The sequence below is a fragment of the Burkholderia sp. ZZQ-2 genome (assembly GCF_050768715.1).
In the GTDB taxonomy this organism is placed as follows: domain Bacteria; phylum Pseudomonadota; class Gammaproteobacteria; order Burkholderiales; family Burkholderiaceae; genus Burkholderia; species Burkholderia cepacia.
This window is the reverse complement of the sequence record NZ_LDVA01000196.1, coordinates 51,443-74,900: the sequence shown is the minus strand read 5'-3', so window position 1 is coordinate 74,900 and position 23,458 is coordinate 51,443. Positions and strand designations below refer to the sequence as shown.

The following is a 23,458-nucleotide window of genomic DNA, read 5'->3' as shown; positions in this document are numbered from 1 at the left end:
CCGCCGTTCCGGAGCGCGCCCGCGATGCTCAGTGAATTCCCGCTGGCCGGCATCTACCTGCCGCCCTTTTTCGTCTATGCGTGCGCGACCGTGCCGCTCTACCTGGCCGTGCGCGCGCTGCTCGCCCGGCTCGGCGTGCTGCGCCGCGTGTGGCATCCGGCGCTGTTCGAGTTCGCGATTTCGCTCGTGCTGGTCGCCGCGCTGATCCTCTATTTCTAGCCTTCCGTCGGAACGTATCGCGTCATGTCGCTCAAACCCCTCACCCGCTCCCTGCTGACGCTCGCCACCGTGGCCGTGGCGATCGTGCTGGTCGCCGCGCTCTGGCATGCATACGTCCTCGCGCCGTGGACGCGCGACGCGCGTGTCAGCGCGCACGTCGTGCGGATCGCGCCCGAAGTGTCGGGCACCGTCGTCGAAGTCGCGGTGGTCGACAACCAGCGCGTCGCGAAAGGCGACGTGCTGTACCGCATCGATCCGCAGCGCTTCGCGCTGGCGGTGGAACAGGCCGAGGCGCAGGTCGCCGCGACCGCCGAGTCGATGCGCCAGAAGCGCGACGAAGCGCAACGGCGCACCGGCCTCGACGATCTCGTGCCGCGGGAGGACATCCAGCGCTCGAGCCGCGCGGTGGCGATCGCGCAGGCCGAGCACCGCAAGGCGCTGGCCGCGCTCGACGTCGCGAAGCTCGACCTCGAACGCACGACGCTGCGCTCGCCGGTCGACGGTTACGTGACGCAGCTGCGCCTGCGTCACGGCGATTACGCGGTCGAGGGCAAGCCCGGCATCTCGGTGCTCGACGCGCACAGCTTCTGGATCACCGGCTATTTCGAGGAGACCAAGCTGCGCCGCGTCGCGACGGGTGCACCCGCGACGATCCGGCTGATGGGCTTCGATCCGCTGCTGAGCGGGCACGTGACGAGCATCGGCCGCGGCATCGCCGACGAAAACGGCACGCTCGACGAACTCGGGCTGCCGGCCGTCAACCCGACCTTCAGCTGGGTGCGGCTCGCGCAGCGCATTCCGGTGCGCATCGAGATCGACCGGGTGCCGGCCGGCGTGCTGCTGGCGGCCGGCATGACGTGCAGCGTCGAAGTCGGCGAACGCGGGCGCGAGCGCACGCCGCGCGGCCGGCTCGCGTCGTGGCTGCACGCGTGGATGTGACGGAGGCGACGATGCGATGCCCGTTCCCTCCGGTGCGCGCGACGTGCCGCGTGCGCGCCTTCGTCGCGGCCTGCGCGTGCGCGCTCGCCGCATGCACGACGGTCGGCCCCGATTACGTGGCGCCGCAGCCCGCGCACCCGCCCGGCTGGAGCGCGCCGCGCGACACGGTGACGGCCGACCCCGCGCAGTTGCAGGACTGGTGGCGCGCGTTCGGCGATGCGCAGCTCGATGCGCTGGTCGAGCAGGCGATCGCGCACAACCAGGATCTCGCGATCGCGCGCCAGCGCTTGCTGCAGGCGCGCGCCGAACGCGACCAGATCGCGAGCCGCCTCGGCCCGACCGTCACCGCGGGCGGGAACGCCGATGCGCTGCGCTCGTCGCGGGCGCTCGAATGGCCGCCCGGGATCGGCCAGTCGCGCACCTACCGGCTCGGCTTCGATGCGTCGTGGGAACTCGACCTGTTCGGCGGCACGCGACGCGCGGTCGAATCCGCCGATGCGCAGATCGACGCGCTCGACGACGATCGCCACGCGATCCTCGTGAGCCTGCTGGCCGAGCTTGCGTCCGATTACGCGGAACTGCGCGCGACCCAGGAGCGGCTGCGGATCGCAACGGACAACGTCGCGAGCCTCGACGCCACGCGGCAGCTGACCGAGCGCTCGAACCGGCGCGGCCTCGGCACGTCGTTCGCGGTCGCGCAGGCGCGTGCCGAACTGCAGCTCGCGCAGGCGGCGGTGCCGCCGCTGCAGCAGGACGTCGCGCGCCTCGCCCACGCGATCGGCGTGCTCGTCGGCGGTTTTCCGGAAACGCTGCGCGACACGCTGAGCGCGCCCGGCGCGACCCTGCCGGTCGCGCCCGCGCTGCCCGTCACGCTGCCGTCGGACGTGATCCGCGAGCGCCCCGACATTCGCGCCGCCGAACGGCGGCTCGCCGCCGCGACCGCGCAGATCGGCGTCGCGCGCGCCGAGCAGTTTCCGCATTTCGCGATTCCGCTGAGTCTCGGCACGACGGCGAGCCTCGTGCAGGACCTGTTCTCGGGCGCGAGCGTCGCATGGTCGGTCGCGCTCGACGGCACGCAGACGCTGTACGACGGCGGCCGCGCGAAAGCCGGCGTCGACGCCGCGCGCGCGGCCGCCGAAGCCGCCCGGCTCGCCTACGAGCAGCGCATCCGCGGCGCGTTTCGCGATGTCGAGGACGCGCTGGTGGCGATCGGCGCCGCGCGCGACCAGCAAGCCATGCTCGCCGCGGCGGTCGACAGCAGCCAGGATGCGCAGTCGCGCGCGACGCGGCTGTATCGCAACGGCCTCGGCGAATACCTGTCGGTGCTCACGGCGCAGCGCGCGACGTACCGCGCCCGCGATGCGCTCGCGCTCAGCCGGCTCGCCCAGGTGCAGGGCGCGATCGCACTCTACAAGTCGCTCGGCGTCGGCTGGCGCGCCGCGCCGCCGGTCGCGCAGGCCGGCGCGGCGCAAGCGAGCGCGCATTGAATGCCGCCGCATGGCCACCCGACGCTCCGGCGTCGCTCATCCAACGGAGAACCCTCGATGTCTGCTCTCAATCCGAATGATTTCGCACTACACGACATCCATCTCTTTCCGGTCTGCGTGTTTCGCCCCGAACACGCGACACCGGGCTACGCGCCGCGCTGGGAAGGCGAGATCGACACGCTGATGCGCCACGGCGAGCCGTTCGTGATCGTCTACGTAGAACTCGATAACGACGAGAGCCACGACGACCGCAAGCACCGCGCGGTCTGGCTCAAGCAGAACAAGGTCGCACTGGGCGCCGTCTGCAAGGCGCTCGTCAGCGTCGAACCCGATCCCGACCGGCGCGCGGAAGTGGCCGCGCAGGGCGAGGTCGCCGTCAAGGCATTCGGGATTCCGCATCACGCGGTGGCGTCGTTCGGGCAGGCCGTCTCGCTCGCCGCCCGGTTCACGCGGCAGCATCCGGGCAACGACGCGCTGCAAACCGGACAACAGGCATGACAGGGCCGGCACGCCGGGACACGTCGCATCCGCCACCGACACGAGGGCCGGCATGCGCTATCCCGCCCTGACGATCACCGGCTCGCACACGCTTGCGTCATGTCCGTCGCGGCTGCCCACTCCGGGCGAGATCCTGTTGTGGCGACTGCGCGGCGAATGGCAGCTCGTCACCAGCGAACAAGGCCATCTCTGCCTGTCGAAGACGGAACTGCGGCGTGCCAGGATGCATCCGAACCGCGCGCACGGCCGCCGCTTCGCGATCGGCCGGTCGGCGCTGCGCGCGATCCTGGGGACGCTGGCCGGCCGCGCCGCCGACGAGCTCACGCTGATCGAGCGCGAGGCCGACCATATCGCGATCGCGGGCTGCGACTCGCTGGACGGGCTCGACATCGTGGTCGGCCACGCCGGCATCTGGATCGTGATCGCGATCGCCCGTGGCCCGATCGGGCTGGGCATGGCGCAAGCCGGCACGCACGCCGGTCCGGCATCGCGCGACCAGCTTCGGCTGGACAGCCTCTCGAATGCATGCGGAAGCGGACACGGCGCGACGCTCGCGTCGCTGGCGCCGTTTGTGGGGCCCTTCCGCGAGGTCGATACGCCGCATGCGGGCCGCTGGCGCCTGCTCGACATCCCGCTCCCCGGCCTGGCCTGCGCGGCTACCGTTGCCGCGCGCCAGATGGACAAGATCCATGCGGTGGGCTGGCGCGGCGAGCGGAAAGACTGGCTGGCCGACCGCGATCGCCACCTGCGGGCGGCGGCGTTGGGCAGCACGGCGGCCTGTGTCGCGGTCGAGTAGACCGGCTCCGACGCCCGCCGAATTCACGCGGGGACGATTCCCGCGTTCGGTATCGCGCATGGGAGCCGTCCATGGGAACGCGAGAAGGGAGCCGGTTATGGGAGCCCCCCTCCCTCGCTGCCACTCCGTCAGCCGGCGACCATCGCCCCCGCTTTCACGTGCCGGCCCGCTCGGCGCAGCAACTGCACGCCGAACCACAGCATCCACAACGGCAGCACGAGGACGACGACGACCTCGCTCGCCCCCGTCACGACTTCGTATTCAGGAAAGAAGCCGGACACGAAGATGATCGCGAAGAACCACGCGACGATCTTCAGCAGGAACGACCCGTGCCATCCGGCCTGTTTCAACCGGTTGGCGGCGATCGGCGCCCAGAAGAACACCAGCGGGCCTTCGGCCCACCACAACCCGCTTTGCGTGCCGTTGGCGACGGTCGTCCACGCCGCGGCCGCGGCGGCCCTCGTTGGGTCGTCTCCGCCCGCATACATCCGCGCCAGCGGATCGAGCACCGACAGCTGCAGTGCCGCCCCGGTGATGCCGAGCACCGCATACGCCCCGATCGCGAACGCGATCATGTAGCCGAGCGCGCCGAGTTCGTCCTTGAAGGTATGCAGGAAGTACCCGCCGATCACGAGAACCGCGAGATAGAACCCGAACACGTCGGCCAGCATCGACAGGCGAAACAGGTCGCGCGTATCGGACGGCAGGCTCAGCATCGTCGCGCCGTGCAGCAACATGCCGGTATCCGGGCCGGCCACCGCCGACACCAGCCCCACGTTCGCGTAAGCCAGCAGGCCACCGATGATCGCGCTCCATGCCGCGAAGCGCATGACCTTGTATGAATCGTTCCTCATTCTCTTTCTCCGCACACCATGCCCGGTTCCCGCATGGAGAACCATTCGATTGACGTTGACAGGCCCGATCGCGCGACGCCGGAAACCGGGCCGCTCGATCGGTAATTCACGACAACAACGATAGGTCGATATGACAAACATGAAATCGACACGAAACACGAGGGCATTCCCTCGTGGCTGCTTCATTCAGCGCGATGCGTGACGCATCGCACTTACGTCACGCCGCTGCGTTTCCTTGAGCGGCCGCCGCCTCTTCCCTTTCCTGCAATTCCCGCCACAGGATCTTTCCTGACCCGGATTTCGGCAGCGACTCGACGAATTCCACGATGCGCGGAACCTTGTAGGACGCCATATGATCGCGCGACCATGCGACCACGTCGTCGGGCGTCACGCCGTCGGGATACGCCGGATCGAGCACGACGAATGCCTTGACGGTCTCGCCGCGATGTGCGCTGCGCGTGCCGATCACGCACACTTCTTTGATCGCCGGATGGCGGTACATCGTCGTCTCGACTTCGGCCGGCCAGACCTTGTAGCCCGACGCGTTGATCATCCGCTTCAGCCGGTCGGCCATGAAGAAGTAGCCGTCCGCGTCGATGCGGCCGAGATCGCCGGTGCGCAGGAAGCGCTTGCCGTCGATCTCGACGAACGCCTGCCGCGTTGCTTCCGGATTGCGCCAGTACCCTTGCATCAGTTGCGGCGCATGCATGACGATCTCGCCCACCTCGCCTTGCGGCACGGGCTGGAACGTGACCGGATCGACGATCCGCGCATCGACGTCGAACACCGGAATGCCGAGGCACTGCGGCTTGGGATGCGCGGGCGGATTGATGTGCGTCGCCGCGATCGTTTCCGACATCCCGTAACCTTCGACGTAGTCGAGCCCGACCGTTTCCCTGAGCTTCCGGGCGATCGCTTCCGGCATCGCCGCGCCGCCGCCGCGCGCCGAGCGCAGGCTCGACAGGTCGTATTCGTGCAGGTTCGGGTTCGACAGGAAATCCACCATCATCGTCGAGATCGACTGCCACACGGATACGCGGTTGCGGCCGATCGCCAGGGCCACGGCATCGCGATCCCAGCGCGGCAGCACGACCACCGTCGACCCGCGGTACAGCGGGCCGTTCAGGCCGCCCTGCATGCCGGTGACATGGAACAGCGGCAGCACCGCGAGGTGGATCGCGTCCTCGGGATCGTCGAACCAGTCGACGAAGCCGGCCGCCGTGCACAAGACACTACGATGCGTGTGCACGCAGCCTTTCGGCTTGCCCGTCGTGCCGGACGTGTACGGCATCAGGCAGATGTCGTCTGGGCCCGCCGTCAGTTCGCCCGGCGCCAGCTGCGCGGCGAGCGCATCGCGCCAGTGCACCACGCCGGGCCCGTCGACGTGGCGCGGCGCGGCCACGAAATCGGGCACCGCGACGGCCGAAGGTTGCGCCACGTAGTCGCCGTACGTCGCCACGACGACGTTCGCGAGGCCGCCCGCGCCGCCCACGAGCGGCGCGACGCGCGGATACAGGTCCTGCGCGACGAATACCGTGCTCGCGCCGCTGTCCTCGATGTAATGCGCGAGTTCGTCGGTCATGTTCATCGGGTTGACCGGCACAACCACCGCGTTCGCACGCAGGATGCCGTAGTACGCAATCATCCATTGCGGGCTGTTCTGCATGTCCAGGAGCACGCGGTCGCCCGCCTTCACCCCGCAACGCTGCTGCAGGAAACCCGCCACGTGCTCGGCTTCGCGCTGGAAGCGCGCGAACGAGACCGGCGTGTCGTAGAACAGGATGAACGGCTTGTCGGGATGGCGCGCCGCCGCGGCCTCCACGTGACGGAACAGGTTGGTCGCGGGCGGCACCTGACGCGTGGCCAGGTGCGCGGGCCAGAATGGCGATCGGATGGCTGACATGGTTCGGCAACTCTTCGTCAAAACTGCGGGTGAGAAATGGCAGCGGCGGGACCGGCCGTCCCGACACTGCGTGCACGCATTCGTTTGGCCGGGTGAACGTCCGGCGCCGACGGCAACCGGACAGCCCCCTATCGGCCGGTATCGATGCCCGACGTCGTGAACCGGTGCGTTTCCGCCGACGCCGCCGTCGCATGCGCCGCGGATGCCACCCGGCTGACGCCGCGCATCATGTCGACCGCCTTCTCCGCGATCATGATGGTGGGCGCATTGGTGTTGCCGCCGATCAGGGTCGGCATCACCGATGCATCGACGATGCGCAGCCCGTCGAGGCCATGCACGCGCAACTGCGGATCGACCACGGCCATCGCGTCCTGTCCCATGCGGCAGGTGCCGACCGGGTGATAGACGGTATCCGCACGCTTGCGCAGCACGGCGCGGATCTCGTCGTCGCTGTGCACGTCGCGCGTGAACATGTCCCGCGTGATCCACTCCGCGAGCGCGGGCGCGTTCATCAGGCCGCGCGTGATCTTGAAGCCCGCCACCATGTCCTCCAGGTCGCGCGGATCGTCGAGGAACGCGGGATCGATCAGCGGCGCGTCGGCCGGGTCGCGGCTGAGCAGCGTGACCGAGCCGCGGCTGCGCGGGCGCAGCAGGCACACGTGGCAGGACAGCCCGTGGCCCAGGTGCATGCGCCGCGCGTGGTCGTCGACCAGCGCCACCAGGAAATGCAGCTGGATGTCGGGCGCGTCGAGGCCGGGTTGCGTCTTCAGGAACGCGCCGCCTTCGGCGAAATTCGACGTCAGCATGCCGCGCCGTTCACGGCGAAAACGCAGGATCTCGCGCAGCATCCGCGCGCTGCCGCCCACCGAGATGCCCATCGTATCGAGGCTGCGCGTGCGGTAGCTGAAGATGAAGTCGGGGTGGTCCTGCAGGTTGCGGCCCACGCCGGGCAGATGGTGCAGCGTGTCGATGCCGACGCGCGCGAGCTCGCCTTTCGGGCCGATACCGGACAGCATCAGCAGTTGTGGCGTCTGCAGCGCGCCCGCGGCCAGCACCACCTCGCGCCGCGCACGGAAGGTCTTCAGCGTGCCTTTCTGCAGCACTTCCACGCCCACCGCGCGCTTGCCCTCGAACAGGATGCGCCGTACCTGCGCGTGCGTTTCGACGGCGAGATTCGCGCGTTTGCCGAGATGCGGGAACAGATAGCCGCGCGCCGCGCTCCATCGTTCGCCCTGCTTCTGCGTGACCTGGTAGATACCGGCGCCTTCCTGCTGCGCGCCGTTGAAATCGTCCGTCAGCGGCAGGCCGGCCTGGCGGGCCGCCGCCAGGAAGCGTGCCTGGAACGGGTTGTCGGAGCGCAGGTCGCTGACCCACAGCGGGCCGTCCTGGCCGTGCCACGCGTCGTTGATGCGCTCGTTGTGCTCGCTCAGGCGGAAGTACGGCAGCACTTCGTCGTACGACCAGCCGGGATTGCCGAGCGCGGCCCACGTGTCGTAGTCGGTGCGGTGGCCGCGAATGTAGACCATCGCGTTGATCGCCGACGAGCCGCCCAGCGCCTTGCCGCGCGGCTGATAGCCGACGCGGCCGCCGAGGCCGCGCTGCGGCACCGTGTGGAAGGCCCAGTTGTTGAGGCGGGTCGGCAGCATCGCGACCATGCCCGCCGGGATGTTGATTTCCATGCCGTCGCCGCCGCCGCCCGCTTCCAGCAGGCAGACGGTGGTGTTCGGGTCTTCGGTCAGGCGCCCTGCTACCACGCTGCCGCCCGAGCCGCCGCCCACGACGATGTAGTCGAACTGATGATTCATGGCATTTCTCTCGATACGGGATTCGGAAGTCACGCGAGTCGCGACAGCGTGCGCAGCAGCAGATCGAAGACGCGGCCGTACGGCGGATGGAACAGCACGGCACCGTTCCAGCGGGCCTGGTGAAACACCGGCTTCAGTTTGCTGAAGGTGTCGAAGCCCCACTGCCCGTGATAGGCGCCCATGCCGCTCTGCCCGACGCCGCCGAACGGCTGGTTCTCCTGTACCAGGTGCCACAGGCAGTCGTTGATCGTGACGCCGCCGGACACCGTCTCGCGCAGCACGCGATCGCGGCGCGATGCGTCTTCGCCGAACCAGTACAACGCCAGCGGACGCGCGCGGCCCTGAATGTAGGCGAGTGCATCGTCCAGGTTCGCGTATTCGACGATCGGCAGGACGGGGCCGAAGATCTCTTCGTTCATCAGCCGCGTGTCGGCCGGCGCGCCGACCACGATCGTCGGCGCGAATTTGCGCGACGACGTGACGAACGATTCGCCGGCCGGGTTGACTTCGAGGATGCGCGCGCCCGCGCGACGCGCTTCATCGACCATGTCGGCGAGGCGCGCGCGGTGGCGTTCGCTGATGATGGCCGTGTAGTCGGGATTCGCGGCCAGCGTCGGATACAGGCGCGCGACGGCGCGCGCCAGTTGCGACGCGACGCTGCCGGCCGTGCCGGTGGGCACGAGCAGGTAATCGGGCGCGACGCAGGTCTGGCCCGCGTTCAGCAGCTTGCCGAACGCGATGCGCTGCGCGGCCACCGCTACGTTGCACGACGCATCGAGGATGGCCGGCGATTTGCCGCCGAGCTCGAGCGTCACGGGCGTCAGGTTGGCCGCGGCGGCTTTGGCGACGACACGGCCCACCTGGGTCGACCCGGTGAAGAACAGGTGATCGAACGGCAGGCTCGCGAACGCCTTGCCGAGTTCGACGTCGCCCGCCACGACGTCCAGCTCGTCCGGCGCGAAGGTCTCGCGCGCCATCGACACGAGCAGGTCGGACAGCGCGGGCGTGAGCTCGGACGGCTTGATCAGGACGCGATTGCCGGCGGCGAGCGCCGCGAGTGCCGGCCCGAGCGAAAGCTGCAGCGGGTAGTTCCACGGCGAGATGATGCCCGTCACGCCCAGCGGCTGCGGGATGAGCCGGTTGTAGCCGGGCCGGAAATGCAGCGCGGTCGACACGCGGCGCGCCCGCATCCAGTGCTTCAGGTGCCGGCGCGCGTGCCGGATGCCGGCGCGCACGATGAACACCTCCGCGAGCCGCGTCTCGTGAGCGGAGCGGCCCTGAAAATCGGTGTCGATGGCGCGCACGATGTCGTGCTCGTGCGCATCGAGCCACGCGGCCAGCCGTTCGAGGCGCGCCAGCCGGGTGGCCAGGGCCGGGTTCGGCTCCAGCGCGAAGGCGCGGCGCTGGCGCTCGAAGCGGGCCGCAAGGTCGGTCGGGTAGCCTTGATGCATGGTGTCTCCTCCGGCTTGTCGATCGTGCGATCGCGTCGCATCACGACAAGCGTCTTGCAAGATGTTCCTGGTTTTCACGCTGCCTTCGGGCAGTTCGTTTGCCGGCGATTGCGCGAGCGCCGCGCCACGCCGTCTCCTCTTGTCGCGTGCCGCGCGCTAACCGGCTCACGCAATGTGCCTGCCGGCACGCACGGGTTCGGCGGCAGCGCGTGTTGCACGGTGCCGGATATGGCCGTCGATCAGGCTCGTCAGCAGCGGCACGACGCCATCGGGAATGTCGTGCCCCATGCCGCGCACCGTCACCATGTCGGCACCCGGGATCGCGGCAGCGGTCGCGACACCTCCGCTCGGCGCGACCAGCAGGTCGCGATCGCCGTGCACGACCAGGGTCGGCGCCCGGATTCGCCGGATTTCCTCGGTTCGGTCTCCTGACTTGATGATCGCGCCGATCTGGCGGGTCGTGCTCTCGTGGTCGCGCGCCTGCTGGCCGCGGTCCCACGCCTGGGCCGCGTACGCGCGCCGCGCGGCGTCGTCCGCGGGATACGCCTGCGTGCCGATGTGGGCCATGATGCGGCTGTACTGCTCCACCGCCGCTTCGCGCGTGCGCGGCGGCGGTGCAGTCAGCATCAGCATGCTGGACATGGCCGGCTGGCCGACGTTGCGCGCACCGGTCGTGGAGATGATGGAGGTCAGCGACAGCACGCGTTGCGGATGGCGAGCGGCGAGCACCTGGCCGATCATGCCGCCCATCGACATGCCAACGACGTGCGCGCGCGCCACCTTCAGGCTGTCGAGCAGGCCGATCGTGTCCTGCGCCATGTCTTCCAGGTCGTAGCCGTCCTTGACGGGCACGCGCAGGAATTGCCGGAGCACGCTCGGCCCCGGCCGCGCGATGCGCGACGAGCGCCCGACATCGCGATTGTCGAACACGATCACGCGATAGCCGCATTGAATCAGCGCGTCGATCAGCGCAGGCGGCCAGAAGGTCAATTGCAGCGTCATGCCCGCGATCAGCAGCAACGGCTCGCCGTCGTCGGGCCCGTAGGTGCGATAGCAGAGGCGCACCCCGCCCGGCAGGTCGCAGAACGCGTCCTGGATTGCTTCCATGGCGTGGATCGTCATGATCAGGCTCCGACGGCCCGACGGGCCTCGACGCGATCCGTGCCGCCTGCTGCCGGCGCATGCCTGAAACGCAGGTTCGGATCTTCGACCGGGCCATGCCGCAATATCCTGACGTCGACGTGATAGTCCATCGACATGATCCACGGCGTGCCCGGGCCCTGGCGCGGCAGGCCGTCGATCGCGCGCTTGATGTAGCCGGCACCGAAATCGAGCAGCGGGCGCGTCGGCATGTCGGCGGCCGGCAATTCGGGCATGCAGACCGCGTAACCGCCGCGCTCCATGTGCGTCAGCAAACGACAGAAGTGTTCGGCCAGCAGCCCGACCTTCATCGTCCACGACGAATTCGTATAGCCGATCGAGAACCCGAAGTTCGGCACGCCGCTGAGCATCATGCCCTTGAAAGCGACCTTGCTGTGCAGATCGACCGGCTCGCCGTCGACCACCAGCTTGATCCCGCCGAAGAACCTGACGTTGAGCCCCGTCGCCGTGACGATGATATCGGCGGGCAAGGTCTGCCCGGATTCCAGCACGATGCCCGTTTCTGTGAAGGCCCTGATGCGGTCCGTCACGACCGATGCGCGGCCATCGCGGATCGACTTGAAAAGATCGCCGTCCGGCACCACGCACAGGCGCTGGTCCCACGGGTTGTACGGTGGGTTGAAATGGACGTCGACCGGATAGTCCTTCGGCAACTGGCGCTTGTTCAGGTAGCGGATCAGGCGCCGCGCCGCCTGCGGACGCGACCGGCAGAAACGCCAGATGAAGCGGGAAATCGCGACATTCTTCCGACGCACGATCGCATAGGCCCACTTGTGCGGCATGATCTTGCGCAGCGTATTCGCAATGATGTCTTCGGACGGCAGGCTCACCACGTAGGTCGGCGTGCGCTGCAGCATCGTGACGTGCCCGGCCTTGCCGGCCATGGCCGGCAACAGCGTGACGGCGGTCGCGCCGCTGCCGATCACCACCACGCGCTTGCCGCCGTAGTCGAGATCTTCCGGCCAGTGCTGCGGGTGAACCACCGTCCCGCCGAAATTCTCGATCCCGTCGAGCTTCGGCGTGTAGCCTTCGTCGTGCCGATAGAACCCTGCGGCGCTGAAGAACCACTTGGCCAGGATCGTCTTGCGTTCGCCCGTATCGAGGCGCTCGACTTCGACGTTCCACAGCGCCTGCGCACTCGACCAGCTTGCCTGGATCACCTTGTGATTCACGCGGATGTGACGATCGATCCCGTATTCGGTCGCGGTCTCTCTCAGGTACGAAAGGATCGAATCCGCACCGGCGATCGCCTTCTTGTCGGCCCACGGCTTGAAACCGTAACCGTAGGTATGCATGTCCGAGTCGGAGCGGATGCCCGGATAACGAAACAGGTCCCACGTGCCGCCGGTCGTGGCACGCGCTTCCAGAATGAGGTACGACGTGCCGGGACGGTCCGTCTCGAGTTGACGGGCAACGCCGATCCCGGAAAGGCCGGCGCCAACGATGAGCACATCTACATGCTCGGTGGACGGAAGAGGGTGTACGGTCACGGCGTGTCTCCTGATTGCGTCGAAATGCGCGATGTGTCGTTATTGTTATCAACCGAACCGCACCAAACAAGGTGTCGAACGCACAGTACGCGACTACAATTAGTGCAACTTGCACCTCTTCATTTGCGTCTCGCCTGCCATGTCCCAGAACCTCCCCTCCATGACCCCGCCGCCATGGCCGATGCCGTCGCCTCGCATCCGGGAATTGATGCGTCAGGGTGCCGAGATCGCGCTGAATGTGCAGACGGAATGGCTGCAGGAACTCGACAAGGAGAACGTGGCGGCCAGCGCGACGATGAGCGACCCCGTGCTCGCGGCGGCCGTGCGGCGGATCAACCGCAACGGGCTGATTCACTGGGCAACCTCCAATCTTGAGAACCCTTGCGCGCCGGTATCCCGCTTCCTGTCCGCCGACATGCTGAGCAGTGCGCAGGAACTGGTGCGGCGCGGCCTGACCGACCTCGTGTTCGTCGCGGCCCGTTCGTCGCAGAGCGTCGTGTGGCAACGCTGGATGGAGCTCGCGTTTACGTTGACCCAGGATCCGGACGAACTGCGCGAATTCCTCGCCGTGTCGTCACGTTCGATCGCGACGTTCATCGACACCAACATGGTCGGCATGGCGGAGTTCATGCGCGCCGAGCGCGAAGCGCGACTACGCGGCACGCACGCCGACCGTCGCGAACTGGTCACGCAGATCGTCGAGGGCACGGCCATCGGCACGCAAGAGGCCAGCCGGCGTCTGGGCTACACGCTGGAGCAGCGCCATCACGCCGCGATCGTCTGGAGCGAGGAAGCGGATATCGAACTGGGTTTGCTGGAGCGGGCCGCCGACGCGCTGGCCCAATGCGCGGGCACGCGCAATGCCCTGGTCGTCGTCGCGAACACGGCGACATTGTGGGTCTGGACGTATCACGACGGCAAACCGCTCGACATGCCCTGGTTGCAGCGTGCGATCAACACGCTGCCCGGTGTGCACATGGCCGTCGCGACCGCCGGCAGCGGCATGGAAGGATTCCGGCATGGCCACCTGGACGCACTGGCGACGCAGCGGCTGCTCGGCAGGCTGCACGCCGGCGTCGGCGTGGTGCATGCGGACAGCATGAGTCTGATCGCGCTGATGACCAATCACATGGAGTCCGTACAACAGTTCGTCACCAATACACTGGGCGAGCTGGCCACCGCCGACAAGTCGCTGCGCGCCGCGCTGCGCGCGTTTCTCGCGGAAGGCTGCAGCGTGACCGACGCGGCCGAGAAAACCCATGTTCACCGCAACACGTTGCTGCGCCGGCTCGAGCGTGCCGAGGCGCTGCTCCCCCGCCCGCTCGCGCAGCAGCGCCTGCACGTCGCGGCCGCGCTGGAGGTGCTGTACTGGATCGCCAACGATCCGGATTGATCGCGGCGCATGCGTCGAGGCCGTTCTTCACATGCGGATGACGTACGCAAACGGTCATTGGCGCGCAACGGGACGTTGCGGTCGGCTCAAGGCGCCCCGCCGCTGTCGTGCAGTTCCGGCCCGGCGCACCCGGCACGACATCGCACAACCGCTGCGTGACCGGGGACGACCACCCGCTACACGCGGTCACCGCACGGCGTTACCTCGAGGTCGATTTTCGTAGACGAGGCAACGGACCGTCTCCATGAACATGGCATCGAGCTCCTGCGTAAATCGCGCCGACCCGGATTGCAACGTCAGGCCGTCGGCAGTCGCAATCAGCAGCGTGGCGACGTGCAGGCTGTCGGCCGTGTCGAACGCCGGATTGACGGTGCGCAACAGCTTCGCGATCTCGCGCGTCAGCGTGTCGTACCATCCGTCGAACAGCTTGAGGCATTCGGGATCGATGGCGGCGAACGACAGGAAATGCCTGAACAGCGCACCGTATTGCGCATCCTTCGCATCGCTCAGCGAGCGCGCCAGCACGCGTTCGAGTACGTCGTCCGGCGACGCATCGCTGTCGAGCACGCGCGTCAGCTCGCCCAGGTACGCATCGATGGCCGGCTCGATCACGGCCCGCAGCACGGCCAGCCGGGTCGGGAAGTAATACTGCAGGTTGCTCACGCTGATACCGGCACCGGCGGCGACCGCGCGCTGCGAGAAGGTCAGCGGGCCGCCTTCCAGCAGCAGCTCCCGCGCGACGCGAACGATCGTGTTGCGCGTGCGCAGCCCCTGCGCCCGCAAGCCGTCGGGATGGCTGCCCGACGAGGCAGCACTCGTCGCGCGCTTCCTTCCGCCAGCATGGTGCGCTTCGGGTTCGGTCACCGTGTCCGGTTCGTCGTGACGGTGTCGCATGGCACTATCCGCGAGCCGCACGGCGGTTCACGCGTTCGTCGAGCAGGTTCGCGACGCCCAGCACGGCCTTGATCGCGCACCAGCGCAGCGGCTCAGGCGGCATCGATGGCGTGCGGTGCGTGAGCGCCGTGAGCAGCGGCGACTCCGCGCCGATGATCCGGTCGGCCAGCACCTTCCCGATCAGCGACTGCGTGCCGACGCCGTGGCCCGAGCATCCGGCTGTGTAGAACACGTTGCCGTGCGGGCCGGTCGCGCCGACCACCGGCAATGCATCACCGGCGATCGAGACATAGCCGCTCCAGCATGCACGCACCGGCTGGTCGCCCAGTTGCGGGAATCGCGCGCGCAGCGTCGCCAGCAGCGCACGATAGGCCGCGTCGTCCGGAACGTTCGGCGTGCGCGAGCCATAGACGTAATCCAGCCGCTTGGTCGTCACCACCAGCGTATTGCGCGCGGTGAGCCGGTGGCTCTCCATCGTCAGGTGCGGCGTGACGATTCCCTCGCGGTTCGGCCAGCCCAGCATCGCCAGTTGCGCATCGGACAGCGGTTCGGTTTCGAGCGCCGACACGCGCAGCGGCATCACCTTGTCGTCAAGCACGCCGAGTTGCGGCGTATACGCATTGGTGGCAAGCACCATGACCGGCGCGCTTACGGTGCCGCGCGCCGTGCGGGCCCGCACGGTCGCGCCGGCGTCGAAGTCGAGCAGCGCGGTGTTCTCGTAGAGCCTCACGCCTGCCGCGAGCGCCGCGCGCCGCAAGCCCGTCACATACTTGCCGGGGTCGAGCGTGCCGCCGCCGGGAAAGTGGCAACCGAACAGGAACGCCGGCGGAATGCCGCGCGCCCGCAGCGCCGCGCCATCGAGATACTGTGCGGGAGAACCGAGCGCAATGCCCATCTCCATGTTCTCGCGCAGGCGCTTCTCCTGCGACGGATGCACACCCGCGCGAATGATCCCCGTCGCGCGAAAGTCGCAGTCGATCCCGTACTCGACGAGCTTGCGCTCGACGTAGGCAACGCCCTCGTCGTAAAAGCCGACGATCCGTTTCGCCTGCTCGCGCCCCACGCGCTTCACGAACATCTCGTACTCGAGCCCCTGCCCGCCCGCGAGATAGCCGGCATTGCGGCCGCTCGCGCCGAAGCCCGCGAACTCGCGCTCGATCACGACGACGCTCGCGCCGCGCGCGGTCAGTTCGAGCGCGGTGGACAGGCCCGCGAAGCCGCCGCCGACGACGACCACATCCGCGCGAACGTCGCCTTCGAGCTGCGAATGCATGTCGGCCGGCCGCTCGATCCAGCCGCCGATGGGCCGATAGGCCCGCAACGTGCGGTCTGCCTGCGCCGCGTCGAACCGCATCGCCGTGCCGGTCGAGTCATTCATATTTTGGTACTGCGAATTGCTCATGTGTGCCTCCGTCGCTCGTTTCCGCCAACCGGCATTCCGTGTCATCCGGGTTGCAATCAGGGCGACGTCAACACGCCGTCCTGCGAGAAAAGAACCGGCGTGCCGCCCTTGCCGGGCAGCGCGGCGGTCAGCGTCGCACGGTCCGGGCGCTGCGCGACCTCGACCGTCGGGGCGCCGGCACGCTGCTTCAATACCAGGCCGTCGAGCCCGACGCCGACCAGGCCGTCGCCTGCCGCCGACAGGCCGGTGATCGAACTCCGCGTGCGGCTGTCGACGGCCGTCCAGCTGGCGCCGCCGTCGCTGCTCTGGTACAGGCTGCCGAGCAGGCCGCCGACCACGACCCGGCCGTCGGGCAGCGCGACACCCGCCCACAACGTGCCCTTGCCGCCCGTCGACAGGTAGCGCCAGTTCGCGCCGCCGTCGGCCGACTTGAGCACCGTCCCCTGTTCGGACACGATGTAGAGCGCGTGTGCGGCGTCGGCGAACACGTGATAGAGATTGCGGTCGGCCTTGCCGCCGCCCGGCGGCTTCGCGAGGGTCGTGCGCGACCACGTCTTGCCGCCGTCGTGGGTCTGCAGCATCAGCGACCACAGGCCGACGGCAATGCCGTCCTGCGCATTCGTGAACAGCACCGAGAACAGCGGCTGGTCGACCGACGTATCGAGCCGCTGCGTGACCCACGTGTCGCCGCCGTCGTCGGTCGCGAGAATCGCGCCCCACTGGCCGACGGCCCAGCCGTGCTTCGCATCCGCGAACGACACGGCCGACAGCGTCGCCGACACCGGCACGCGTCGTGCCTGACGCCAGGTCTTGCCATCGTCGTCGGACAGCAGCACGATGCCGTGCTCGCCGACCGCGACGATCCGCGACCCGGCGCGTGTCGCGTCCATCAGCATCATGTGCGTCGGCGCGGCCCACGTGTGCGCGGGTTTCGCGGCCCAGGCCGCGACGGTTCCGTCCTGCGGTTGCGCGAAGGCCGTCGCGGCCGTGCAGAGCGCGATACAGGAAATGAGCGTCTTGATCATGGTGAATCCCGGTAGTGTGCGGGCATCAGTGGTTGAAAAGCGCCGACCAGCCGGCATTCGCTTCGCCTAGCACCACGGCCGGCGGCTTGCCGTTGCCCTGCGCGGCCGCTACCCGTCGCTCGGCTCCGCCGTCGTTCGACGACGCGGCGACACCCGTTTCGCCGGTTGCGGCGTGGTGCACACCGGTGCGTGTCGCGTCCATCGCGAACGCACGAGCCGGCGCACTCCGACCCGCGCCCGTTTCATGAAATCGCGGGAACGCACCCGCCGCGATGCAAAGTACGGCGCAAACAGTTAGCGTCTTGACCATGAACGAATCTCCATCGGCAGGTTCACGAGCTTCAGTGACTGAACAAACCCGGTGCGCGGGCCGGCTTGCGGCGCGGGAACCAGCGTTCGAGCAGCGACGCGAGCGCGGGCAACGCGGTCATCGCCATCACCAGGTTCACGATGAACATGAACGCGAGCAGCTTGCCCATGTCCGCCTGGAACTTCAGCGCGGAGAAGCTCCACGTCGCCACGCCGATCGCGAGCGTGATCGCCGTGAAGATCGTCGCGACGCCCACCTCGAGCATCGCGTGCTGCACGGCCTTCACGATGTGCTGGCCGCCGGCGAGATGCACCTGCAGCCGGTTGTAGATATAGAACGCGTAGTCGACGCCGATCCCCACCGCGAGCACCATCACCGGCAGCGTCGCCACCGTCAGCCCGATCTGCAGTTCCTTCATGAACCAGTAGCCGATGAAGGTCGCGACCGACAGCGGCGCGCAGCAGGCGATCATCGCGCGCCAGTCGCGGTACGCGAGGAATACGAGGATCAGGATCGCGCCGTACACGTACAGCATCATCGGCAGCTCGCTTCCCGCGACCTCCTCGTTGGTCGCCGCCAGCACGCCCGCGTTGCCGGCCGCGAGCCGCACGGCGATACCCGGGAACGGATGCGACGCGCGATACTGCTTCACGTCGTCGAGGATGCGATTGATCGTCGTCGCCTTGTGGTCCGTCAGGAACAGGTGCACGGCCGACATCGTGCAGTCGGCCTTCATGAAGCCCTTCACGCGCCCGACGTCGACCGATACCGCCCCGTAGTTCTCCGGGTCGATCGGCACCACGCTCATCTTCGGATAGTCTTCGTTGTAGCCCTGGTTGTAGCCGCGCAGCATGCCCGAGTACGACTGCACGGACACCACGCCCGGCTCGGTGCGCATGGCCGCCGCGAAATCGTCCTCGTACAGTCCGACCGCCGGGTTGTTGCAGCTCTTGCCGGCCGACTCGATCGCGACCGTCAGCCAGTCGAGGCCCATGTCGTAGTTGCCGGCGATGGACGTCGCGTCGCGATTGAAGCGTGCATCCGCGCGCAGCTCCGGCGCGCCCGGCTGCAGCGTGCCGATCACGCGATCGCGGCTTTGCCACGCGGCCAGCGCAAACACGACCAGCGTCAGGGCGACCGTCGCCCCCGCATACTTCGGCTGCGCGACGCGCGCAAGCGGCCGCAGCCATGCCGAGCGCCGCTCGCCGCGCTTGAGTGCGCTGTCCGCGTAGCGCTTCGTGAAGTTGAAGCAGGACGCGGCCACCGGCAGCAGGATCAGGTTCGTCACGATCTTGTACGCCACGCCGAGCGACGCGGTAATCGCCAGTTCGCGCACCATCGGGATCGGGATCAGCAGCAGCGTGATGAACGACACGAACGCGGTGATCAGCGCCAGCACGCCCGGAATCAGCAGCCCGCTGAAGCTGCGGCGCGCTGCCTCGTACGAGCTGTGCCCGTGCGAAATCTCGCGCACGATGAAGTTCACCTGCTGCACCCCGTGCGACACGCCGATCGCGAACACCAGGAACGGCACCAGCACCGCGAGCGGGTCGAGGCCGAAACCCAGCAGCTTCAGCGTGCCGAACTGCCAGACCAGCGAGGTCAGCGAGCACGCGATCAGCAGCACCGTGAAGCGCAGCGAATGGCAATACCAGTACACCGCGAGCGCGGTCAGCAGCAGCGCGATCGCGCAGAAGCCGAGCACGGCCTTCGCGCCGTCGGCGATGTCGCCGATCTGCTTCGCGAAGCCGATGATCTGCACCTCGTAGCCGGCATCCTCGAACGGCTGGCGGATCTTCTGTTCGAGCAAATGATTGAACGCGACGTAATCGAGCACCTTGCCCGCACTGTCGCGCTCGTTCAGCTCGGCCGTGATCATCGCGCTGTCCTCGCCGTGCGACACGAGCGTGCCGACATAGCCGCCCAGCGTCGTCGCGCGACGGATCTTCCCGACGATCTCCGGCGTCAGCTGGTCCGGCGTGATCGTGCCGGAAATGATCGGCTCCGCGCGAAAGCCTTCGTCGGTGATTTCATTGACGAACGCATTCGACGTCCACAGCGAGCGCACGCCGATCCGGTCGACATTCGGCAGGTAGGTCACCGCCTGCGTGACCTTGTACAACCGTGTCAGGCCGTCCGGCGTCCAGATCGAGCCGTGCTTCGCGCGCACGACGACGGTGATCCGGTTCGCGCCGAGCAGGTCGTTCCGGTATTGCTGGAACGTGCGGATGTACTCGTGGCCGATCGGCATCTGCTTCTCGAAGCCGGCATCCATGCGCAGTTGCATCGCGAACACGGCCATCACGACGGTGAACAGGCCGATCGCCGCGAGCACGATCGCGCGATGACCGAAGAATAGCCTTTCAAGGCGGCTGACCAGACGATTGAGCACTGCATTACCCCTTCATGTATTCCGGCGATGCCCGACGCGCGCGTCAGAAGTTCCGGGTAGCAAACACACCGACGAAATTGCGGTCCGCATACGGATTGCCCACCGACTGGTGACCGCCGAAGAACGCCGCGAAGTTGATGCCTGCCTGCCACTTCGGCGGATTCTGGTTGAACAGCACGTAGACGTTCACCGACTTCGCACCCTGCATGTAGTTCGCGGTGAAGGTCGGCGTGTACCCGTAGAGGCCGGTGCTGAACGTCACGCCCGGCGTCACCTGCCAGCCGGGGATCAGCGAACCGTCATACGTCCAGTTGAAGTCGACCGTCGCGCCCACCGAACTCGACGTGCCCTGCCCTTGCGTGATCGGATAGCCGAGCCCCGAGTTGTTGTTCAGCCACGGGAAATAACCGGCGGCCGGCACCTGCGTGACCGGCTGCCCGTCCACCGTGCGCGTCACGTCCGAACCGAGGCCCGGGTAGTAGATCCACGTGAGTTCCCAGGTCAACGCAGCGGAATCCGCGGCGATCAGCTTCAGGAACGGGTACTCGCTGCGCGTCAGCGCGAGCAGCCCGTTGACATCCAGCTGGAACTTCTTCTTGTCGGCCCACTGCTGGCAGTTGACGCCTTGCACGCCGTTCGTGATGAGGTCGGTCGGGCCGCCTGCGCCGTAGCAGCTCGACAACGCGACCGCATCGCGCGGCCGATACGACAGCTCGGTACCGATGGCCCACGGGCCGACCCCGAAGTTCGCGCTCGCGCCGAACAGTTGCCGGTTCTGGAGATACGACCATTGCGCGGTGCCGTTCGACAGCGTCGACAGCACCGGCGACTTGTCCGTGTAGTTCAGGTAGTAAAACGCGAAGTTCGCATCGAACGAGCGCGGCGAGTAATTGAACTTCACGCCGAACTGCGGCCGGTATTTCGCGGGCAGCTGCGTCGACACCGGAATGCCGAGGTCGTTGAACGGCGGCCCGGCGAACGCGCCGTTCACGAGCCCGTTCTTGATCGCATTCAGCGTGTCCTGGTTGCCCGCCGCGGCCCCGCCGCCGATCGCATTGGCGATCGTGCCGACGCCCGGGCCAGCGACATTGGGGTTGTTCGCGTTGATCGTGAACGGTTCGGCGCCGCGGCCGATGACGTTCGCCAGCGACCAGTACGAACCGACCGGCGGAAGGCGGTTGCCGTTCCACTGGAACTGGTAATACGCTTCGGTGCTGAAGCCGTGGGAAAGATCGGCGGCGAGGCTCAGCATCGGCGCCGGCAGCAGCGCCTGCTTGAGCTGCGAACCCGGGATCAGCAGCTTCTGGACGTCGATCGAGTTGGTCGCGTTGATGCCGCTCTGCGCGTAGATGCTCTCGCCCCAGTTGATCACCTGGTTGCCGAGCCGGACGTGCGCGTTGCGCCCGCCGATCGTGAAATCCTTCTGCGCCCACAGATCGAGCAGCTGCGCGTTGTACACCACCTGCGCGGCCGCCGTGCTCGACAGCGGCGTTCTGGCCGTTCTCCCGGCGAGGAAGTCGTACATGCCCGTGCCGCGCACCATGAACTTGAGCCCTTCGCCCGGCATCTTCAGCAGCAGCTCGCTGGTCGCGCTCACGTAGGTGCTGAACGGCTGCCCCTTGCGGTAGTTCAGGTCGCCGTTGTCACCGTAACCCCACTGATCCGTGTTGGCAGCCGCGCCGCAACCGTATGCATTCGGATCGCCGGTCAGCGAGCAGCTCGGACTCCTGGTCCGGATCCCGCCGCCCGCCGTGAGATTGGTCACCCACGACCCCTGAACGGCGCCGTCCCCCAGCGTGAACTCGTACCCGTACGCAGTCGACGTTGCCGCGCCCAGCATGGCAATCGACACCGTAGTACTCTTAACGATATTGCTTGCTTTCATCGCACCACCCACCCATCTCCAGACCGGATGCCGACGGCGCGAGTGCGCACGTCGGGCCTGTTTTCTATTTTTTTGGCTACGGCAATCAGCGTTCGCTGACCGATCTCAGCGATTCCGCCGAGTAGAAATCGGGCTTGAAGCGCGGATCGTTGATCTCCTGGTACCAGCGAATATCCTTGCCCTGGCCGATCGTCGACGAATCGAACACGTAACGCCCGCTCAGCACGTCGTACTGCGCCATCGGTTCGTTGTCGCAGGCACCGCCCAGCTCCCATACCGGAATCGGGTAGCTCTCGCGCACCTTCCACAGCTTGCCTTGCGCGTCGTAGTCCTCGCCGACGAGTGCGAGCCAGCTGTCCTCGTCGAGGTAGAACACCTTCTTCGACGCGACGTGGCGCGCACTCGGCTTGACCGTCGCCTCGACGACCCATACGCGATGCATCTCGTAGCGCCGGTTCGCCGACGCGATGCCGTCCGGGGTCGCGACGTCGTGCAGCTTGCTCTTGAACTTGTACATGCCGAACGCGTTGTACGGAACGAGCAGGTCACGCTTGCCGACGAGTTTCCAGTTGAACCGGTCGATCGAGCCGTTGAACATGTTGGCTTCGTCGATCAGGTACTGGTTCTCGAAGCCGATCAGCGGCGCGTCATGCGTATAGGCCGGCATGCGTCTCACGCGGCGCTGGCCCGGAAAGTAGTAGTAGGTTTCCGAGTCCTTGTTGAAATACTGGCGCTGCACGAACGCCTGCCCCGCCAGCGCGGCCGGTGACGTGGCCGAGAAATAGGCGGCCAGGCTGAGCTGGTCGACATCCTTCGGCCCGCTCTTGCCCGATTTGCCCGACGGAAAAAAGAAGACCTGCGGGCCGATCCCGTCGATCCATTCGCCGCCGCCCGGACGCGGCGAGATCGACGTGACGACCAGCGGCCACTCGATACCGACACCCCGATACCGGTTCTCGTAGTTCAGGATCGCTTCGGCGCCGGTTTTCGGCTGGGGAAACAGCACGCCGGGCAAGACGCCCGCTTCGAGCGTTTCGCCATCCGACGCGAGCTTCGCGGCCGTGAGGTTGGCCTTCGTGTTCTGCTCGGCAAATTCCGGCAACTGGCACTCGCGGTGCGACGGATAGACATCCATCCGGTAGCCCTTGCGCTGCTTGACCAATGCGATCTGGCCGGGCGACAGATTGCTCGCGTACTTGTCGACGTTCGCGGCGTCGATCGAATAAAGCGGCTTCTCGTTCCGGTGTTTCCAGAAATCGCCTCGCGTCTTGCCGTATTCCCAGCCCGACTGCGGCTCCTGCTTGCCGGAAAAGGCCGGAATGGAACCGTCCTTGCTCGCGCCGCGTTCGGCGCCTGCGGAGGTAAGGTCGTCAGCCACCGCGCTGCCTGCCATCACCAGAAACGCAGCCGCGATTGCGGACACGGTTCCGATCGTGTGCTTCTTCATCATGTTCTCCTTCCGAGACTCAGCTTTCATTCACCGGTTGTGCGGTTGACGGGCGACAGGCGTTCAATCCGTTTCGAGCGGCTGACACGCCGCTTCTCGGAAGGCCG

The 23,458-nt window shown here is 67.4% G+C and carries 19 protein-coding genes; 6 read left to right on the top strand and 13 right to left on the bottom strand.

Features of this window, described 5'->3' with window-relative positions; all coding sequences use genetic code 11:
• From ABY44_RS13565 to ABY44_RS13545, 5 genes are all read left to right on the top strand, one after another.
• Nucleotides 1-219, top strand: a 219-nt coding sequence (locus ABY44_RS13565) for a DUF1656 domain-containing protein (RefSeq protein ID WP_431641291.1), incomplete at its 5' end; no start/stop codon positions are given.
• 24 nt (nucleotides 220-243) lie between these two features.
• Nucleotides 244-1,158: a biotin/lipoyl-binding protein gene (locus ABY44_RS13560; RefSeq protein ID WP_027792349.1), complete on the top strand. Its 915-nt coding sequence runs from the start codon at nucleotides 244-246 to the stop codon at nucleotides 1,156-1,158.
• Between the two features lie 11 nt (nucleotides 1,159-1,169).
• Nucleotides 1,170-2,645 carry an efflux transporter outer membrane subunit gene (locus ABY44_RS13555; RefSeq protein ID WP_124672501.1) on the top strand — a complete coding sequence of 492 codons (1,476 nt, stop codon included), beginning with the start codon at nucleotides 1,170-1,172 and terminating at the stop codon, nucleotides 2,643-2,645.
• A gap of 57 nt (nucleotides 2,646-2,702) precedes the next feature.
• Nucleotides 2,703-3,143, top strand: coding sequence for a hypothetical protein (locus tag ABY44_RS13550; RefSeq protein ID WP_060172849.1), 441 nt, complete (start codon nucleotides 2,703-2,705; stop codon nucleotides 3,141-3,143).
• Nucleotides 3,144-3,195: 52 nt separating this feature from the next.
• A complete protein-coding gene (locus tag ABY44_RS13545) occupies nucleotides 3,196-3,939 on the top strand; it encodes a hypothetical protein (RefSeq protein ID WP_060172848.1) in 744 nt (247 codons plus the stop codon).
• A gap of 128 nt (nucleotides 3,940-4,067) precedes the next feature.
• Here ABY44_RS13545 and ABY44_RS13540 read toward each other — a convergent pair whose 3' ends face one another.
• The 6 genes from ABY44_RS13540 to ABY44_RS13515 all read right to left on the bottom strand — a co-directional run bounded on the left by ABY44_RS13540 (nucleotide 4,068) and on the right by ABY44_RS13515 (nucleotide 12,603).
• Entirely contained in the window at nucleotides 4,068-4,793 is a 726-nt protein-coding gene (locus ABY44_RS13540) for a hypothetical protein (RefSeq protein WP_060172847.1), read from the bottom strand.
• 217 nt (nucleotides 4,794-5,010) lie between these two features.
• Entirely contained in the window at nucleotides 5,011-6,696 is a 1,686-nt protein-coding gene (locus tag ABY44_RS13535) for a long-chain fatty acid--CoA ligase (protein WP_060172846.1), read from the bottom strand.
• A gap of 128 nt (nucleotides 6,697-6,824) precedes the next feature.
• On the bottom strand, nucleotides 6,825-8,501 hold the full coding sequence (locus ABY44_RS13530) for a GMC family oxidoreductase (protein WP_060172845.1): 1,677 nt from the start codon (nucleotides 8,499-8,501) through the stop codon (nucleotides 6,825-6,827).
• A gap of 29 nt (nucleotides 8,502-8,530) precedes the next feature.
• Nucleotides 8,531-9,952: a coniferyl aldehyde dehydrogenase gene (locus tag ABY44_RS13525; protein WP_060172844.1), complete on the bottom strand. Its 1,422-nt coding sequence runs from the start codon at nucleotides 9,950-9,952 to the stop codon at nucleotides 8,531-8,533.
• A gap of 165 nt (nucleotides 9,953-10,117) precedes the next feature.
• Nucleotides 10,118-11,074, bottom strand: coding sequence for an alpha/beta fold hydrolase (locus ABY44_RS13520; RefSeq protein ID WP_081072772.1), 957 nt, complete (start codon nucleotides 11,072-11,074; stop codon nucleotides 10,118-10,120).
• Between the two features lie 2 nt (nucleotides 11,075-11,076).
• Nucleotides 11,077-12,603: a flavin-containing monooxygenase gene (locus tag ABY44_RS13515; protein ID WP_060172843.1), complete on the bottom strand. Its 1,527-nt coding sequence runs from the start codon at nucleotides 12,601-12,603 to the stop codon at nucleotides 11,077-11,079.
• A gap of 208 nt (nucleotides 12,604-12,811) precedes the next feature.
• On the opposite strand from ABY44_RS13515, the gene ABY44_RS13510 reads away from it, so the two are divergent.
• Nucleotides 12,812-13,996, top strand: coding sequence for a PucR family transcriptional regulator (locus tag ABY44_RS13510; protein ID WP_060172842.1), 1,185 nt, complete (start codon nucleotides 12,812-12,814; stop codon nucleotides 13,994-13,996).
• Nucleotides 13,997-14,182: 186 nt separating this feature from the next.
• On the opposite strand, the gene ABY44_RS13505 is transcribed toward ABY44_RS13510, so the two are convergent.
• The 7 genes from ABY44_RS13505 to ABY44_RS13475 form a co-directional block, all read right to left on the bottom strand.
• Nucleotides 14,183-14,890, bottom strand: a complete 708-nt coding sequence (locus ABY44_RS13505) for a TetR/AcrR family transcriptional regulator (RefSeq protein WP_081072771.1) — start codon at nucleotides 14,888-14,890, stop codon at nucleotides 14,183-14,185.
• Between the two features lie 4 nt (nucleotides 14,891-14,894).
• Nucleotides 14,895-16,268 carry an NAD(P)/FAD-dependent oxidoreductase gene (locus tag ABY44_RS13500; RefSeq protein WP_230948850.1) on the bottom strand — a complete coding sequence of 458 codons (1,374 nt, stop codon included), beginning with the start codon at nucleotides 16,266-16,268 and terminating at the stop codon, nucleotides 14,895-14,897.
• An 80-nt stretch (nucleotides 16,269-16,348) separates the two neighbouring features.
• Nucleotides 16,349-17,317: a WD40/YVTN/BNR-like repeat-containing protein gene (locus ABY44_RS13495; protein ID WP_060172841.1), complete on the bottom strand. Its 969-nt coding sequence runs from the start codon at nucleotides 17,315-17,317 to the stop codon at nucleotides 16,349-16,351.
• A 25-nt stretch (nucleotides 17,318-17,342) separates the two neighbouring features.
• The gene (locus ABY44_RS13490; protein ID WP_226157578.1) at nucleotides 17,343-17,519 is read right to left on the bottom strand and encodes a hypothetical protein; all 177 of its coding nucleotides are present in this window, start codon (nucleotides 17,517-17,519) and stop codon (nucleotides 17,343-17,345) included.
• A gap of 139 nt (nucleotides 17,520-17,658) precedes the next feature.
• Complete coding sequence (locus tag ABY44_RS13485) at nucleotides 17,659-20,019, bottom strand: efflux RND transporter permease subunit (protein ID WP_060061335.1); 2,361 nt, start codon at nucleotides 20,017-20,019, stop codon at nucleotides 17,659-17,661.
• Nucleotides 20,020-20,062: 43 nt separating this feature from the next.
• Nucleotides 20,063-21,904 (bottom strand): DUF1302 domain-containing protein, encoded by a 1,842-nt coding sequence (locus tag ABY44_RS13480; RefSeq protein WP_048023287.1) that lies wholly within the window; start codon nucleotides 21,902-21,904, stop codon nucleotides 20,063-20,065.
• A gap of 85 nt (nucleotides 21,905-21,989) precedes the next feature.
• A complete protein-coding gene (locus ABY44_RS13475; protein WP_060198467.1) occupies nucleotides 21,990-23,354 on the bottom strand; it encodes a DUF1329 domain-containing protein in 1,365 nt (454 codons plus the stop codon).
• Nucleotides 23,355-23,458: the final 104 nt, after the last annotated feature.

Bases quoted from the DNA above. Each gene is read 5' to 3' on its own strand.
- ABY44_RS13535 (WP_060172846.1), bottom strand. From the start codon at position 6,696: ATGTCAGCCATCCGATCGCCATTCTGGCCCGCGCACCTGGCCACGCGT.
- ABY44_RS13505 (WP_081072771.1), bottom strand. From the start codon at position 14,890: ATGCGACACCGTCACGACGAACCGGACACGGTGACCGAACCCGAAGCG.
- ABY44_RS13555 (WP_124672501.1), top strand. From the start codon at position 1,170: ATGCGATGCCCGTTCCCTCCGGTGCGCGCGACGTGCCGCGTGCGCGCC.
- ABY44_RS13480 (WP_048023287.1), bottom strand. From the start codon at position 21,904: ATGAAAGCAAGCAATATCGTTAAGAGTACTACGGTGTCGATTGCCATG.
- ABY44_RS13475 (WP_060198467.1), bottom strand. From the start codon at position 23,354: ATGATGAAGAAGCACACGATCGGAACCGTGTCCGCAATCGCGGCTGCG.
- ABY44_RS13520 (WP_081072772.1), bottom strand. From the start codon at position 11,074: ATGACGATCCACGCCATGGAAGCAATCCAGGACGCGTTCTGCGACCTG.
- ABY44_RS13530 (WP_060172845.1), bottom strand. From the start codon at position 8,501: ATGAATCATCAGTTCGACTACATCGTCGTGGGCGGCGGCTCGGGCGGC.
- ABY44_RS13560 (WP_027792349.1), top strand. From the start codon at position 244: ATGTCGCTCAAACCCCTCACCCGCTCCCTGCTGACGCTCGCCACCGTG.
- ABY44_RS13525 (WP_060172844.1), bottom strand. From the start codon at position 9,952: ATGCATCAAGGCTACCCGACCGACCTTGCGGCCCGCTTCGAGCGCCAG.
- ABY44_RS13500 (WP_230948850.1), bottom strand. From the start codon at position 16,268: ATGAATGACTCGACCGGCACGGCGATGCGGTTCGACGCGGCGCAGGCA.
- ABY44_RS13510 (WP_060172842.1), top strand. From the start codon at position 12,812: ATGCGTCAGGGTGCCGAGATCGCGCTGAATGTGCAGACGGAATGGCTG.
- ABY44_RS13490 (WP_226157578.1), bottom strand. From the start codon at position 17,519: ATGGACGCGACACGCACCGGTGTGCACCACGCCGCAACCGGCGAAACG.
- ABY44_RS13495 (WP_060172841.1), bottom strand. From the start codon at position 17,317: ATGATCAAGACGCTCATTTCCTGTATCGCGCTCTGCACGGCCGCGACG.
- ABY44_RS13540 (WP_060172847.1), bottom strand. From the start codon at position 4,793: ATGAGGAACGATTCATACAAGGTCATGCGCTTCGCGGCATGGAGCGCG.
- ABY44_RS13545 (WP_060172848.1), top strand. From the start codon at position 3,196: ATGCGCTATCCCGCCCTGACGATCACCGGCTCGCACACGCTTGCGTCA.
- ABY44_RS13550 (WP_060172849.1), top strand. From the start codon at position 2,703: ATGTCTGCTCTCAATCCGAATGATTTCGCACTACACGACATCCATCTC.